The sequence below is a fragment of the Anabaenopsis elenkinii CCIBt3563 genome (assembly GCF_015245355.1).
GTDB classification, from domain to species: domain Bacteria; phylum Cyanobacteriota; class Cyanobacteriia; order Cyanobacteriales; family Nostocaceae; genus Anabaenopsis; species Anabaenopsis elenkinii.
This window is the reverse complement of the sequence record NZ_CP063311.1, coordinates 4,216,351-4,232,388: the sequence shown is the minus strand read 5'-3', so window position 1 is coordinate 4,232,388 and position 16,038 is coordinate 4,216,351. Positions and strand designations below refer to the sequence as shown.

Here is a 16,038-nt window from a genome sequence, read left to right as displayed (position 1 = left end):
CGTTAGAGACACACTGGATACTCGTGTATCTAGAAAATTCTCCAGACGGTAGTTGAGGATAAACTCACTGGAATTATCGTCAACATCAACGCTAACGGGAGTAATAATTAAATTTGCCACTGTGGAAATCTCCTATCTAAGATTGGTGATCACGGATTAATAATCGTAAATTTATCGGGAAAATGTCCCATCCAGTTAATTGACCATTACGATTAACAGTCAACAGCTAGATTCTCTACTTGATGTTGTTCATTGCACACTGAACTCCTGATCAATACTTTGGGCTGTGTACTGACTAGACAACGGTTGAATAAGTGATGTCATCCAGATTACTCCTCAAAACTAAACAGTAGATACTGATCAGTCTGCCAAAAAAAATACAACACCAATCAGGATTACACTGACCATATACTTGAGGATTAAACAACTATTATTTTGCCATAGATTATACATGAGAAAAATCTAATTTTATTTTTCTTCCATCAAAGACTGTTGATTGCAGCCCGCATTTGGCGTAAACCGCTACCAATAGCTAAAAAATCTTCGTTTTGAGACAGGGCGATTACCGTCACCTCATCGCTAGATTCGAGAATTGCGTTGTATATGATTATTGCTGTATTCAGTTTCTGTCGATCAACATTGGATATGGGCACACCCTGGAATTTGTTATCCTCCCTGCTCATGATTAACCCCTGGGAAAAATTCACCTGTTTACCCGGACTTTCAACTACTGCTGTCAACTTATGTAAAGACTTTTGATTTGATAAGGATACAAACAGTGCCGGTAAGGTGTCCATTAACGCTGCTACCTGAGTATATTCAGCCCCAGTCAAAGCAATACTGGTACCGATCTGAACTTGAGATTGGTTGAACTCAGCTGCGGTAGCTACTGCTAAAAATGCTGATGCATTGGTAACTTGCCGAGATGTACCCTCTAGGAAAAATTGTGAGGGCTGATCATTAACTGATACTAATGTCACCATTGTGCTGACTTGATTATTAACTGTAGCCGTTGTTGCCGGAATTGACAAGGTTCTGGATCTTCCTGTCACTGTAACACCTCTTCCAATTGCAACTTGAGCGGCTGTGGTTTGACCTAACTCAGTTACGGTGACTGGGGAGGCTGTAACATTAGGAGTTACGGTGACTGGGGAGGCTGTAACGTTGGGAGTTACGGTGACTGGGGAGGCTGTAACGTTGGGAGTTACGGTGACTGGTGCTGTAAGTCTCCCCGGTAGTGTTACCCCACTAAGGGAGCCGACGGGAACTGGCCCTGCTAGGACAAAATCCGCACACAGAAAGGTCAAAAAACAACCCCACATGGAAGTAGCAACAAAGAAATTAAATCGTTTCATAACACCTCACACAAGTTAAATTCTATCTTATCTGTGTAAAAATAAACTGATGCGCTCCACTGAGGTTACTGTGACTAATATTGCTATTATGCCAGTGTGAATCCTCTAACAAGATTTCTGCCAAGGTATCCAGTATTTAAATTAACTCTACTCCTAATCATCAGTTCCTGATTTCATAAATTTATTTTTTTTTTGAGAGAATAATGCTATATTGTTATGGTGGGCTTTTGTGTGTAGTAGATAGTTCGCCGCAAATAGTTGCTAGTGGTGCTAGTAGATATATAAGTACAGGGGGTTTCAACATCAAACTTCAACTCAAAACCTATTTTGTTAACGACTGCAATTACAACCATTCTTATTTACATAGGTAAAGGATAATCGGCACTCGGCCAGAAGGTTTTTCATCCTATTTACCTGTAATGTCACATTTAACAGCCTATTTTTAGCTAACGCCAAAGCCCACAGGTGGAAGATTTTATTGTTTTATATCCTCAAAAGCCAGTGTAAACATAATGTCATTAAGTTCAAAGATGTAAAAATAAGTACATCTTTAGTTAATTTCAAGGGTATGGCTAACTTATTTACCAAGTAATGTATCACTTATTCTTAAGTGATACAATCAAGTATAAGATAATTTCATATTATCTTCACATTCATATAGATATTACTGTATTGTTTTACATAAAAATATATAAGTATCAATTCTCACCTGATAGATTCAGACATGGCTGATAAATTTTGATTGATTAAGGATACATTAATATTTTTTCTAAAATATTCTTTAGTTAGTTAGTGTTGGTTGCTACTGTTATATTTTACAAGTAGAAAAAGTATCTAACAATACAGAATTTTAGCCTGACTAAATAGAAAATCATTCAAATTTGTGGCTGAGTTGATGGAGGTTGATGGCAAAACCTACTGTCATCATGGGTAACCCTGTGGGAAGAATAGATAGTGTTAAGTTCACCTCAGAGTTGCCAGTGGTGGCGATTGTGGGTCTCCAAACATGATATCGAGGGATTAAAAATTCAGGCAAGGAGGTGAGACTGTTTGGGTAAGAATATGCTCTTTCCCTAATCAAATTATCAAAAATCTTTACAAGTGTACCAATAGTTTCCTAAACTCCTAGTTAGGTTATTTGCAATTTATGCTTGCTCAACCAAGGTTTAGTTTGAGGTGTAAATATGTTGCGCCCAAATATCTTTTTGCATTGAATTTGTAGGGTGTTATTGAAACTCATGTACCAACAAAAATCGACAATTAAAAATAGGCGATTATCTGGGAAATACTACGCTAAAAAAAGACCATTTACCGGAAGATTAAAGCAATTTAACTTAGCCATTAAGGGGCTGGCTCCGAGTTGGCAAGCGTGTTTACCCTTAGCTTGCTTGATTGTTTTGGGTTGGGGTTATGTAGCAGTTGCTCAACCACCGGAGCCAGAGACAACAGAACTAGGAAAACTTAAGGTTGCTCTAGATACTCTTTGGGTGGCGATCGCCGCCTTTTTAGTATTCTTTATGAATGCTGGTTTCGGGATGTTAGAAACCGGTTTTTGTCGCCAGAAAAATGCTGTTAACGTTCTAGCTAAGAACTTAATTGTATTTGCTCTAGCGAGTATTGCCTTTTGGGCAATCGGCTTTGGTATTATGTTTGGGGACGGTAATAGCTTCTTAGGAACTTCGGGGTTTTTCCTCTCAGGAGCAGATAACAGTCCTTTAACAGAAGACGCTTATCAAGGTGTGTTCAGTTCTCTGAGCTGGGCGGGTGTACCTTTAGCGGCCAAGTTTTTATTTCAACTAGCCTTTGCGGGAACTGCTGCGACAATTGTTTCCGGTGCAGTAGCCGAGAGAATTAAATTTGTTGACTTCTTAATCTTCAGCCTCCTACTGGTAGGTATTGCTTACCCGATTACCGGACACTGGGTATGGGGTGGTGGTTGGCTAAGTGATTTTGGCTTCTGGGACTTTGCAGGTTCTACCGTTGTCCACTCAGTGGGTGGTTGGGCGGCTTTAATGGGAGCTGCATTTCTCGGACCACGGATTGGTAAATATCAAGGTGGCCAAGTTGTGGCTTTACCCGGTCACAACATGAGCATTGCTACCTTGGGTTGTTTAATTCTCTGGTTGGGTTGGTTTGGTTTTAACCCCGGTTCCACCATGGCCGCTGATGGTAATGCGATCGCGCACATAGCTCTAACAACTAACATGGCTGCGGCTGCAGGTGCAATTGGTGCTACAGGTACAGCTTGGATTTACTTAGGTAAGCCCGACTTATCAATGATCATCAACGGTGTTTTGGCTGGCTTGGTAGCAATTACAGCGCCTTGTGCTTTCGTAGGTATCCCCGCTGCGTTACTCATTGGTTTTATTGGGGGAGTAATTGTAGTTTTCTCAGTCACACTATTCGATAAAATCCGTATTGATGACCCAGTGGGCGCTACCTCAGTTCACCTTGTTTGTGGTATCTGGGGAACTCTAGCAGTAGGTCTGTGGTCTGTAGGTCCTGGTATTTATTCCTGGTATGGTGAAGGTGCAGGCCCAGCAGCAGGTTTATTTGCTGGCGGTGGTTTAGGACAGTTCTTGATTCAACTGGTTGGTGTTGTGACTGTGGGTGGGATGACAGTTCTTCTGAGTAGCATCTTTTGGCTGATACTCAAAGCTACTTTAGGTATCCGGGTAACTCGTGAGGAAGAGTTAGAAGGTTTAGACATTGCCGAACACGGTATGGAAGCCTATACTGGATTCCTCAGAGAAACTACCCCTACGGGGTTTCCAGAAGGACACGGGTCACCTGAAATGTCAGGGGATAAATATTAAGATTGTGACTATAGCCTTTTTCAGGCTAATGAAGTACACATCAATTGCCTATTCCCTGTTCCCTGTTCCCTGAAACTAAACAACTTTGTACCTCACGAGCATGGGAAATGCTATAATTACCCGTCTGAGCAGTGGCGGGTTTTTTCTGCCAAATTTTGCACCTATTGCCTCTGGGGATTTAAAATCACTATGGAAGGTCTGCTCTAGAAAATCAATTATATTCTAGGGCGAGACATAAGAAATAGTAATTTAAGTTGCAAATCCAATGGATACAAAAGCTTTTAAACGAGCGCTCCAACATTCGGAAAATTATAATCGTAAGGGATTTGGTCATCAAGCAGAAGTCACTACCCAGTTACAATCTGAGTATCAAAGTGGTTTGATTCAGGAAATTCGCGATCGCAACTACATTTTGACAAGGGGTGATGTGACTATCCGCCTCGCCCAAGCCTTTGGTTTTTGCTGGGGTGTAGAACGCGCTGTGGCCATGGCTTATGAAACTCGTCAGCATTTCCCCACTGAGCGCATCTGGATTACTAATGAGATTATTCATAATCCTTCTGTGAATCAGCGTATGCAGGAAATGAATATCAAATTCATTCCTGTGGAAGCTGGTCAAAAAGATTTTTCCGTGGTGGAAACCGGGGATGTGGTGATTCTACCCGCATTTGGAGCCAGCGTTCAAGAAATGCAAATTCTCCATGACCAAGGTTGTAAAATTGTTGATACAACTTGTCCTTGGGTGTCGAAAGTTTGGAATACAGTTGAGAAGCACAAAAAAGTTAATTACACATCCATTATTCACGGTAAATATAAGCACGAGGAAACAGTTGCTACCAGTTCCTTTGCAGGCAAATATCTGATTGTGCTCAATCTACAACAAGCCCAGTATGTTGCAGATTACATTCTCCATGGTGGCGATCGCCAGGAATTTTTGCAAAAGTTTGCTAAAGCTTGTTCAGCAGGATTTGACCCTGACCACGATTTAGAGAGAGTAGGGATTGCTAACCAAACCACCATGCTCAAAGGTGAAACTGAGGCAATTGGTAAGCTGTTTGAGCGGACTATGATGCAGAAATATGGAACTATTGAGTTAAATCAGCATTTCCAAAGCTTTAATACTATCTGTGATGCTACTCAAGAACGCCAAGATGCTATGTTAGAATTAGTACAACATAACCTAGATTTAATGCTAGTAATTGGTGGTTTTAATTCATCAAATACAGCCCAATTACAACAAATTGCCTCGGAAAAAGGTATTCCTTCCTACCACATTGATTCAGTGGAAAGGATACAATCAGCGAATGTGATTGAACATCGGCGGTTAAACGGGGAGTTAGCGATCGCTCAGAACTGGTTACCTGATGGCAAAATTGTTGTAGGAGTGACTTCTGGTGCTTCTACACCTGATAAAGTGGTTGAAGATGTGATTTCGCGGATTTTCACATTCAAAGTAATGGTACCAGCAGTATGAACTAACTTCTAGATAGCAGATAACAAGTATCTGCTATCTGGTTGTTATAGTTACAATTTCGGTAAAATTTCCGGTAATAACTGAGCTGGAACCTTAGACAAACCCAGATTTTGCCCTTCTATACCCAATTTACTGTGGAAAGCACGAATTGTTTTGACAATGTAACTCACAGTTGTCTGATAAGCTTCTGATTTTTGAGCAAATCCATTTATAGCCTGCAAATGATGAGTTAATGCTGCTTCTAAGTGCTGTGAAATTGTCGATCGACTACTAGTAAAAGAGTCATCTGTAACCAGCTGATAATGAGCTAATCCCACATTATTGTAAGCAGTAAACAAATCAAAACCTAAATTTTCCCGGAGTGAGCGGCCCAAAGCAATAGCTTCATTATAAGCAGCAATAGACAATTGTAATAAATTTTGTCGTGACTCTTTAGTTGTTTGAGATAAGGTTGCTAAGTGCCAATAAGCAGTAGCTAGATTATTTTGGGTAGCGGCGCAAGCACTAGGAGCCTTAGCTGGAGTGCGGTATTTTAAAGCTTGGTGGTAGACATTAATAGCTAATTGCAGGTTTTCTGCTGATTGTTCGTATTGTGCTAAATTCCAGTAGGCAGTACCGATATTATTTTGGATCATACCATGCTTCAATGGTTCTTGTTCATGGCTGTACTGAGCTAAAGCCTGACTGTATAAAGCGATGGCTTTTTTAAAATTGACTACAGGTTGATGGTGTTGCGCTAAATGCCAATAAGCCGTACCTAAGTTGTTTTGACAAGCAGCATACTTTAAAGATTCCATCGTGGCTGCACCATAATGCAGTGCTTCGCTGTAAGCTAATACTGCTTGTTGCCAATTTTCCGATGGGTTAGTAAGACGAGCTAAATCACTGTAGGCAGTACCGAGATTATTTTGTAGGCGTGTATAGGTTTCTGGTTTTTCTTGGGGGGATGTCAGTTTTAAAGCCAAATGATAAAATTCAATTCCCTGCTCTAGATATGCCTTCCTATCACCTGAGTGATGGGGATTACGGTAGAGCATCCAATAGAGTGTACCCAGGTCATTTAAAATCTCTGGTATTTGAGGTGATGTCTCATCATAGGCGATCGCCTCCTGATAGGCCAGAATTGCCACCATCAAATTTTCTGAACTTGATTTTCCCTGTTCAATGCGTAAGCGATATAAGTTTCCTAAATGATGATATAGTTGAGCCAAGGCCTCAAAGGAGGCTTTTTGTGAGTGTAGTTTTTCAATTTCTAAAAGGATTTGTTGTAGTTGTTGGTGATCTGCGGCATTTTCCCCAGGACTCGTGTTGATAGTTGTGATGATCAGTTCAATTAACTGCTGATTAATATGGGGGAATGAGAAATCCGTGATCTGATTACCTGGACTGGGTTGCTCACTAGATTTTTGTTGTTGTCTTGAGTCCGGGAGTAATTCAGCAGCTAAAGGTAAACCTTTTTGGTTTTTAGCAGGGTGATTCCTTGGTGATTCCACCGGTACTTGCAAATCATCCTGAAAATTCAATTCCTGGGCGGATGGGCCGTAGGTTTCGGCTTCCATTACTAATTCATCCACAACAGATGGGTTAATATCTTCTACATCCCCATTTCTAGAACCTAAAGAACTTTCCGGAACACCATGACCTTGTGTACTAGGGGTTGGTTCTCCTGCAAACACAAACACACCAGTACGCCAACGCCAAAACTGTGGTGCTGAGTGCTCAATAGCAGATAACCAAGGACGGGTTACCCATAACAACAGGCTGGATTCTAAAAATAGACCAGGCTGGGGACTAGAATAATTTTCATCAGTTAAACGCAGATAGTGTAAAAATAAACGCTGTATCGCTACTGGTTGCTTGGTTAATTGTTCCACACCTACAATCTGAAACATAGGCACTGGGAAAGGTTTACCTGGTGTATCTTTTGATGTACTTACAATCGGTGGTGGATAATTAGACAACCATTGATTAATATGATCTATAGGATTAGGATTATTGAGATTCAATCTTAAGGTGACTAGTCGCGGATAAGCCGGGGTGCTACTTTCATAACCATCCACAGGCTCATACAGTACCTTGGCGACTGGATATGCTAAAGTAGAATGCAACCGCGCAGCCACTTGATTACGTAAGCTGAGATTATCACTAACTGCCAAAAAAACTTGTCGTCTTAAATTAAGACTCAGGGCAAGTTTTAGACGATGATAAACTTTGCGATTCCAATTCAAATGATCGGAGTGTGTAATGTCATTCACGCTCATGGCGGCTGAAGAGCCAAAATATCGTCAACATAGATTCCACAGGATATATTGCAGCAGATAGATAAAATTCAATTATGACTTTGAATCTGCTCAGGATTTATCAAAAATTTGACTCTTTGTCAATATTTTAGTATTTATGTTAATTTTACATTTATATTATTATATAATAATAACAAAAATTGACGCTACCCTGATTTTGTGTTACTTAGAATAGGGGAATTTTTCCACCAACAGCTAACTATGGAATGAAAAATGACCAACTCACATCAATAATGGACTGAGCTAGCCAAGGATGATAAAATTAAAGATTTTATAATGAAATTAAAAAAATTTTTTAGTTAACTGACATGAGAAACAGAGAAGGAAACGAAAATTAAACCAGCGACCAAAACGGCGGCGGCAATTCCTAAAATAATATAGGTACGCTTTTGGTCTTGTGTGGGAGGTTCTGCTTGGTAAACTTTTGGTTCATTAGCAAAATTATTTAACCGTCCACCTTCTTCGTTGGTATAGGGCATAAATTAATTCCTGAATCATGATCTTTTATTCGTTTTATGTTACATAAACCCTATATTCCGCTCTCCTATTAATATACAAATCGTTACACGAGTTTTTTTTATATTATTTAACTTTACTCTGGGGCATCAGTAGTAGGGAATCCCTGAAAAGCCCACACTGTACCCCCGCATCAGTGTGGGATTGTGTCACGGGTTCAAGATCATCTTGAACCCCCTATCAAAATATAGTGGGAGCGTGAGAACCCCTGCGCTTTAGCGAGGGGATGAAAAGCGACTCAACAGGATTTACCCTGTCGTATCCTGACTACAAAAAACTTATTTACAAGGCATTTCTGATTAGTTAGGATAAAAAAGCATCCACAAATATGGTGAAAAACCCAAAAGATGTTTTCCTTAAGTAGCCACACAGCTAGATTTATTTTTAGCCGAGGTGGGTAGGGCATTTTGACTGTGCCACAACGATATTATTTATTAAAATTTTTAAATAAATAATATCGTAAACTTTGCGTAGCGTGTCTTCAGACCGCGTAGCAACATCAGTTTAGAATCCCCTGTGATTCTATCCAGGGGAGAAGTCAATCCCTAATTAGTAATTGTTCCTGTGAGAGGTGAACTAGCACTAGCGTAGGTTTTCAGGGGCATTCTGCCCGCCAGATATGCTAAACGCCCCGCTACTGTTGCTAAATTCATCGCTTGAGCCATGGCTGGGGGATTTTGGGAAAGAGCGATCGCACTATTAATTAATAAAGCATCTGCACCTAATTCCATGGCCTGGGCTGCTTCTGATGGTGAACCAATGCCCGCATCTACCACTACTGGTATCCGGGCATTTTCAATGATAATTTGAATATTAGCCGTTGTTTTCAGCCCTTGTCCCGAACCGATGGGAGACGCTAAAGGCATAACTGTAGCACAACCCACATCTTCGAGACGCTGGGCTAACATGGGGTCAGCATTGATGTAGGGTAGTACAGCAAAACCTTCTTTAACTAGCTGTTCAGCCGCTTGTAGGGTGCCAATAGGATCGGGAAGTAAATATTTAGGGTCAGGAATGACTTCTAATTTCACAAAATTGTTATCTTCCTGTCCCAAGAGTTTCGCCATTTCCCGTCCTAAACGAGCCACGCGAATAGCTTCCTCTGCGGTTTCACAACCTGCAGTATTAGGCAACATCCAGATTTTTGTCCAATCCAGAGCTGCGGCTAAACCTTCATGTCCAGGGGCTTGAGTTTGCACCCGTCTGACTGCCACTGTGACAATTTGACAACCACTAGCTAGAATACTCTGCTGCATTTCTGGAATGCTGCCATACTTACCCGTTCCCGTCATCAAGCGGGATTGAAAAGTTTTACCGGCGATGACCAATGGTGAATCTGTAGAGCGGCCATTGGTCTGATGTTCAATAGCTGGTGGTGAACTCGGAGAATGACTGACCTGAGAGAAGTTAGCTGGGTGGGTAAACATGGGAGTAAAGGTAGATGACTGGCTATGAAAGCGCGAATAGTGGAAATTAGACAATATCGGATCAGATTTTTGGTGACATATCAAATCAGCAATTAATGCGGCGGTGATGGGTGCAAGTAGTATGCCATTACGATAATGACCTGTAGCCAAAGTTAAATTTTGACAGTGGCTACCCCCTAAAATAGGTAACTCATCAGGTGTAGCGGGACGAAATCCCCACCAGTATTCCTGGATGGGATAATCTTGTAATTGGGGATACAGTCTAATGGCTTGTTGGAGTAAGGTTTGAATACCTGCGGGGGTATTGTGGGGCGTAAAGCCGACATCTTCACTGGTTGCCCCAATGATGATAGAACGGTTTCGCCTCGGTACAATGTAAATCTTATCTCCGAACAAAACCCGTGTTAGTGGCAATTCTGGGATAAATTCCGGTACTCCCACCCTCAGCATTTGCCCTTTGCGAGGACGCACAGGTAATGGTAATAATTCAGAAGACCATGCACCTGTAGCTAACACATAATGGGCTGCACGAATTATCCCCATATTGGTTCGTACCCCAATAACTTCACCCTGCTGTTGTAAAAATGCTTCGACTTTCACTTGGTCTTTGAGTTGAACACCAAGGGACTGGGCTGCTGTCCACAGTATATGTGCCAAAGCACGATTATCAACTTGTCCATCCTCAGGATACCACCAACCACCAACTACTTCTGGTGTCAGTCCTGACTGATATTGGTGAATTGCTGCTTGATCTAGCCAGTATGGAGACTGATGGGTGGTTATTCCCAAGGCATCATAAACTGGTGCTAATATCCCACAAGGCCAATAACCAGTATTTAAACCAGTTAATTGTTCGAGTTTATCCGTCCATTCTGGATATAAGGCACGCGATCGCCGACACAACAAACGCATTGCTTCATTGGCGATATTTTCTGCATCTGGTGCTAACATCCCGGCTGCAGCCTGGGTAGATGCAGCCTGAAAATCACGGCAAAGCAAGGTAACTGAGGCTCCGCGCAATTTTAGTTCCACGGACAGGCTTAAGCCAATGGCACCGCCACCAATAATTAAAACGTCACTAGTCATTAGTCATTTATCATTAGCTATTTACAATTAGTACATAACTAATAACTCATAACTAAACCATCATACTCTCATCACGGCGAAACACTCTCTAGATTTACCACAAAGCTCGAATAGGTCGCTGACTTGTGGTAGTGCGGGAGGCGGGAGTACTTGACTGGATTCCTGCACTTCTGGTACTTGATACAGTATCAGAAGTTGAAGATGAATCATTATTTCTGGAAACGCTACCCCTGGGAGGGGGAGAAAAGCTATCCTGAGCAACGTCACCCCTGCTAGGAGTGGGTCTGTCGTCACTTGTGCTCCTGCTAGGAGAAGAGCTATTAACATTAATATTAGCAGGGAGTACTCTGGATGTTCTGCCATCAGGAACATCATTAGTGGCGGTTTCTTGTCCACCTATGGGAAAGTTGATACCCAAAAATGTACCAACCAAAATTGCTAAACCTCCGCCCATAAGAATTAGTGGAGTCCATCTACCCATCTTAATCTTTATCTCCTTTTTTTACCTAACCTTCTGGTGTCCATAGGATTTGAAGACCCAATGGAATAAGCACGAGTTTTATGAATTTTACATCCTCCATTAGCTCATAGTGACCTTTCAAAGCGCAGTTAAGTTGCACCGACAATGGGGAGGTAGGTTGTGTCCTGGGTGGAAGCCAAAAACATCAAGCCGCCTCCTGACCTTCTACGTTGACTGCACACAGTACCACGGATGGGAACTCTCCCACCAGTGATTACCTTAGCACTGGCATTGTAGAGGTCAATAGCCTTGAGGAGCAAAATTCGAGCTAATGTAGCTATCCCGTAAAATTCAATTGTCCTACCTTGAAGCTTAACCTTGGGCATACTTTAATTCCCAAATTTGCTTTTTGTTGTATGTTGACACATACCTTACTCGTTGTCTCTCAAGTCGCAGTTTTATGACCACAGACCCCTCACCTCAACTTTGGCTATATGACACCACGCTACGAGATGGCACTCAGCGCGAAGGTCTATCACTTTCCATAGAAGATAAGATACGTATTGCCCGTAGACTCGACCAGATGGGAGTTCCCTTCATCGAAGGCGGTTGGCCCGGTGCCAATCCCAAGGATGTTGAATTCTTCTGGCAACTGCGGGAATATCCGCTGCAAACAGCAGAAGTTGTGGCTTTTTGTTCCACACGCCGCCCTCATAGCACTGCTAAGACTGAAAGCCTGCTCGAACCAATTCTCAATGCGGGGACTCGTTGGGTGACAGTTTTTGGTAAATCTTGGGATTTACACGTTACAGCGGGTCTCAAGACGACTTTAGCAGAAAACCTCGCCATGATTCGTGATACTATTGAGTACCTTTGTTATCAAGGGCGACAGGTGATTTATGATGCAGAACACTGGTTTGATGGCTACAAGCACAATCCAGATTATGCTTTACAGACATTAGAAACTGCGATCGCATCTGGCGCCCAATGGCTAGTTCTGTGTGATACCAATGGCGGCACTTTACCCCAGGAAATTAGCCAAATCGTCACATCAGTTATTAGTCATTTTTCATTACTCACTAGTCAACAACCAATCCCCCTTGGCATCCACACTCATAATGATTCCGGTACAGCAGTAGCTAATGCCTTAGCCGCTGTCATGGCAGGGGCAAGAATGGTACAGGGAACAATTAACGGCTACGGTGAACGTTGTGGTAATGCTAACCTGTGTGAGTTAATTCCCAATCTACAACTCAAGCTGGGTTATAGTTGTATCCCACAACACCAGCTAAATCAACTTACAGAAGTCAGTCGTTTTGTGAGTGAAGTGGTAAACCTTGCCCCCGATGACCACGCGCCCTTTGTGGGTAGTTCAGCTTTTGCACACAAAGGTGGTATCCACGTGTCAGCTGTAGAACGTAATCCTGTGACTTACGAACACATTCGACCAGAACAAGTTGGTAACCGTCGCCGCATAGTAATTTCTGAACAATCTGGGTTGAGTAATGTGTTAGCCAAAGCTCGCACTTTTGGCATTGAACTAGATAAAGACCAACCAGCGGCTCGACAAATTCTGCAACGCCTCAAGGAATTAGAAAGTCAAGGATACCAATTTGAAGCAGCAGAGGCAAGTTTTGCGCTGTTGATGTACGAGGCCTTAGGTAATCGTCAGCAATTCTTTGAGGTCAAAGGCTTTCAAGTACATTGTGATTTAGTCGAAGGTAAAGAAACTAACAATGCTCTGGCGACGGTCAAAATAGCTGTGAATGGGGAAAACATTTTGGAAGCAGCAGAAGGTAACGGACCAGTAGCAGCGTTGGATACGGCTTTACGCAAAGCTTTGGTCAACTTTTATCCCCAAATTGCCACTTTTGAATTGACCGATTATAAAGTGAGGATTCTCAACGGACATACAGGTACTGCAGCTAAAACACGTGTGTTGGTAGAGTCAGGCACTGGTTATGAACGTTGGACTACTATAGGAGTCTCACCTAACATTTTGGCAGCATCCTATCAAGCAGTGGTAGAGGGATTAGAATATGGTTTGTTGTTACATCAGGTCAAAGTTAGGGTGAAGGATTTTTGACACTCCGTTAACCTAAAGGTACTGGGATTGGGGTAATCTACGTCGTAACTTGCTGAGTTGGTGGAGGTTGCGACTCCAGAGCTCATTACTTTGGGACTGCCCATCCCTAGCAAGTCTTGCAAGATTTAAAATATTAGTTACTGCATTTGTATCTCTATATAATTCGCATCCACAAACACAAACATGGGAGCGAGTTGATAGGGATTTTTTTACAATCCGACCACAATTACTACATTTTTGGCTTGTGTAATGTAGTCCTACTGCAATAGCTAATCTGCTTAGAATCCCCTGGGTTTCAACCGGGGAAGAAGTCAACACCAGATGTCAACAAACAATGATCACAGAAATACTTTATTTAGAAATTCCCACACCCGATAGCAGCCTTGTACTAAGTTGGTTGCACAGTGATTTTGAGCCAGGTTGTGGGGAAAAATTGCTTACCCCTGATGGTTTCCGCTGGAAAATACCGACAATCAATAAAAATCCACCAGGGGAAGATCTGCAAAAAATACCGGCGGAACTTTCTGTATTTATCTGGTCAGTACAGCGAACTACTTATCTGAAAGTGTTTCGCTGGGAAAATCAGCCGCCCTATGGAGTTGCAATCGCACAAAAAGAAATTTTGCAAAGTCTGACTAATCAAATTCGGGAAAAATTTCCCCATAAATATCCTGAACTTCCTCATATTGATGGTAAAACCTCGATTTTTCAGGCACTAGCCAGCTCTTACCCCCTGACAGTTAAATATTTTCAGCGTATGCCCAATGGCGAATATGATCTCAATCGTGCCTATTGGTGGGAGCAAAGATGGCGGGAAGGAGTACGTAATCCTCAAAAACCCCGACAGGTAGTTTTTAGCGGATTGCCAGAGCTGCAGGGAGTAAGATCGTCTTCGTCCCCTATCTATGACTTAATCTACATCGGCGGCGCATTAGGGGTAATTCATGCTGCTGTCATGGCCAAATTAGGGTATAAGGTATTGCTGGTGGAACGGTTACCTTTTGGGCGGATGAATCGAGAATGGAATATTTCTCGTGATGAACTTGAGAGCTTAATTCATTTGGGTTTGCTAACGCCGGCTGAGTTAGAAACTTTAATTGTGCGGGAATACAAAGACGGATTCAATAAATTTTTTGATGGCAATAATCCCCCAAAATTGCGATCGCCTATCTTACATACACCTAAGGTATTGAATATAGCTCTAGACTCTGATAAATTACTGCGGATATGCGGAGAAAAGTTGCGAGATGCAGGCGGTGCAATTTGGGATGAAACAGAGTTCATACGTGCTGATATTGACCAAACACAAGTTGTGATTACAGTCAAGGATTTACGGAATCAACATCAGCAGCAACTCACGGGGCGATTATTAATTGATGCCATGGGCACAGCCTCCCCCATAGCTTGGCAATTAAATGGTGGTCGTGCTTTTGACAGCGTATGCCCGACGGTGGGAGCGGTAATTTCCGGGGGATTTGACCCAGGGGTTTGGGATTCCCAATATGGCGATGTGCTTTACAGCCATGGAGATATTTCTAGGGGAAGGCAGTTAATCTGGGAATTATTTCCGGGATTGGGCGACGAATTGACAATTTATTTATTTCATTACCATGAAGTCAATGAATCTAACCCTGGTTCCTTGCTGGAAATGTATGAAGACTTTTTCAGCATCTTGCCAGAGTATCGCCGCTGTGACCTAGATAAACTAGAGTGGAAAAAGCCGACATTTGGATATATACCGGGACATTTTAGTATAGGAAGCAGCGATCGCACCATTGCCTTTGATCGATTAGTTGCTATTGGTGATGCCGCATCCCTCCAGTCTCCTCTGGTGTTCACGGGTTTTGGTTCCTTAATTCGCAACTTAAATCGTTTAACCACACTGTTAGATACAGCCCTCAAGTATGACTTGCTCAGTTTCCGCCATTTAAACAGAATTCGCGCCTACCAAAGTAATGTTGCTATAACGTGGCTATTTTCTAAGGGAATGATGGTTCCCACGGGTAAATTTTTGCCCCCCCAACGGATTAACTCCATGCTGAACACCTTCTTTGGGCTGTTAGCAGATGAACCACCACAGATAGCAGATAATTTCATCAAAGATAAATGTGATTGGTGGACTTTCAACCACTTAGCACTCAAAGCAGCTCGCAAAAATCCAGCCCTACTGTTATGGATTTGGGAACTAGCTGGATTGAGGGATCTAGTCCGGTGGGTGGGTAATTATTTTAATTTTAGTGTTCATTCCTTAGTTAGTGCTTTACTGAGTAGGTGGTTACCGCAGTTCTTGCTGCAAAGTCAATCTTGGCTGGAATCACGCTATCCTGCATTGTGGTTCCGGCTGTTAGTGATTAACTACGCCATTGCTGCTGGTAAAACGGGAACACAAAATCAAGTAACAGTCGATAATTCAGAGGGCATTATTCCCAAATCAGAAGCAAACATTATGTAGCTTCAACAGCAAAGCCATGGAAACCGACAGGGGAAGGGAGCAGGAGGTAGGGGGCTTTTGAAACTG

10 protein-coding genes and 1 pseudogene are annotated in these 16,038 nt (G+C 42.2%); 4 read left to right on the top strand and 7 right to left on the bottom strand.

Annotated elements, in window-relative coordinates; all coding sequences use genetic code 11:
• Positions 1-482: 482 nt before the first annotated feature.
• Positions 483-1,355: a hypothetical protein gene (locus IM676_RS18585; protein ID WP_200988245.1), complete on the bottom strand. Its 873-nt coding sequence runs from the start codon at positions 1,353-1,355 to the stop codon at positions 483-485.
• Between the two features lie 1,238 nt (positions 1,356-2,593).
• On the opposite strand from IM676_RS18585, the gene IM676_RS18580 reads away from it, so the two are divergent.
• Both IM676_RS18580 and IM676_RS18575 read left to right on the top strand, forming a co-directional pair.
• On the top strand, positions 2,594-4,171 hold the full coding sequence (locus IM676_RS18580; RefSeq protein ID WP_200988244.1) for an ammonium transporter: 1,578 nt from the start codon (positions 2,594-2,596) through the stop codon (positions 4,169-4,171).
• Between the two features lie 265 nt (positions 4,172-4,436).
• Entirely contained in the window at positions 4,437-5,645 is a 1,209-nt protein-coding gene (locus IM676_RS18575; protein WP_200988243.1) for a 4-hydroxy-3-methylbut-2-enyl diphosphate reductase, read from the top strand.
• Between the two features lie 50 nt (positions 5,646-5,695).
• Here IM676_RS18575 and IM676_RS18570 read toward each other — a convergent pair whose 3' ends face one another.
• The 5 genes from IM676_RS18570 to IM676_RS18550 form a co-directional block, all read right to left on the bottom strand.
• Positions 5,696-7,906, bottom strand: coding sequence for a tetratricopeptide repeat protein (locus IM676_RS18570; protein WP_200988242.1), 2,211 nt, complete (start codon positions 7,904-7,906; stop codon positions 5,696-5,698).
• A 338-nt stretch (positions 7,907-8,244) separates the two neighbouring features.
• Complete coding sequence (gene psb34, locus IM676_RS18565; protein ID WP_200988241.1) at positions 8,245-8,424, bottom strand: photosystem II assembly protein Psb34; 180 nt, start codon at positions 8,422-8,424, stop codon at positions 8,245-8,247.
• Positions 8,425-9,006: 582 nt separating this feature from the next.
• A complete protein-coding gene (gene thiO, locus IM676_RS20155) occupies positions 9,007-10,974 on the bottom strand; it encodes a glycine oxidase ThiO (RefSeq protein WP_200988240.1) in 1,968 nt (655 codons plus the stop codon).
• A 94-nt stretch (positions 10,975-11,068) separates the two neighbouring features.
• Positions 11,069-11,455, bottom strand: coding sequence for a hypothetical protein (locus tag IM676_RS18555; RefSeq protein ID WP_200988239.1), 387 nt, complete (start codon positions 11,453-11,455; stop codon positions 11,069-11,071).
• Between the two features lie 128 nt (positions 11,456-11,583).
• The gene (locus tag IM676_RS18550; protein WP_200988238.1) at positions 11,584-11,820 is read right to left on the bottom strand and encodes a hypothetical protein; all 237 of its coding nucleotides are present in this window, start codon (positions 11,818-11,820) and stop codon (positions 11,584-11,586) included.
• 74 nt (positions 11,821-11,894) lie between these two features.
• Between IM676_RS18550 and cimA the strand changes: the two genes are divergently transcribed.
• The gene (gene cimA / locus IM676_RS18545) at positions 11,895-13,520 is read left to right on the top strand and encodes a citramalate synthase (protein ID WP_200988237.1); all 1,626 of its coding nucleotides are present in this window, start codon (positions 11,895-11,897) and stop codon (positions 13,518-13,520) included.
• 12 nt (positions 13,521-13,532) lie between these two features.
• On the opposite strand, the pseudogene IM676_RS18540 reads toward cimA, so the two are convergent.
• Positions 13,533-13,796 (bottom strand): annotated as a pseudogene (locus IM676_RS18540) (zinc ribbon domain-containing protein); the annotation flags it as partial.
• 61 nt (positions 13,797-13,857) lie between these two features.
• Between IM676_RS18540 and IM676_RS18535 the strand changes: the two are divergent.
• A complete protein-coding gene (locus IM676_RS18535) occupies positions 13,858-15,972 on the top strand; it encodes an NAD(P)/FAD-dependent oxidoreductase (RefSeq protein ID WP_200990282.1) in 2,115 nt (704 codons plus the stop codon).
• The last annotated feature ends 66 nt before the right edge of the window (positions 15,973-16,038 follow it).

What these genes read in the sequence shown, in the direction of transcription:
- IM676_RS18580 (WP_200988244.1), top strand. Translation starts at nt 2,594, where the DNA reads ATGTACCAACAAAAATCGACAATTAAAAATAGGCGATTATCTGGGAAA.
- IM676_RS18550 (WP_200988238.1), bottom strand. Translation starts at nt 11,820, where the DNA reads ATGCCCAAGGTTAAGCTTCAAGGTAGGACAATTGAATTTTACGGGATA.
- cimA (WP_200988237.1), top strand. Translation starts at nt 11,895, where the DNA reads ATGACCACAGACCCCTCACCTCAACTTTGGCTATATGACACCACGCTA.
- IM676_RS18555 (WP_200988239.1), bottom strand. Translation starts at nt 11,455, where the DNA reads ATGGGTAGATGGACTCCACTAATTCTTATGGGCGGAGGTTTAGCAATT.
- IM676_RS18575 (WP_200988243.1), top strand. Translation starts at nt 4,437, where the DNA reads ATGGATACAAAAGCTTTTAAACGAGCGCTCCAACATTCGGAAAATTAT.
- IM676_RS18570 (WP_200988242.1), bottom strand. Translation starts at nt 7,906, where the DNA reads ATGAGCGTGAATGACATTACACACTCCGATCATTTGAATTGGAATCGC.
- thiO (WP_200988240.1), bottom strand. Translation starts at nt 10,974, where the DNA reads ATGACTAGTGACGTTTTAATTATTGGTGGCGGTGCCATTGGCTTAAGC.
- psb34 (WP_200988241.1), bottom strand. Translation starts at nt 8,424, where the DNA reads ATGCCCTATACCAACGAAGAAGGTGGACGGTTAAATAATTTTGCTAAT.
- IM676_RS18585 (WP_200988245.1), bottom strand. Translation starts at nt 1,355, where the DNA reads ATGAAACGATTTAATTTCTTTGTTGCTACTTCCATGTGGGGTTGTTTT.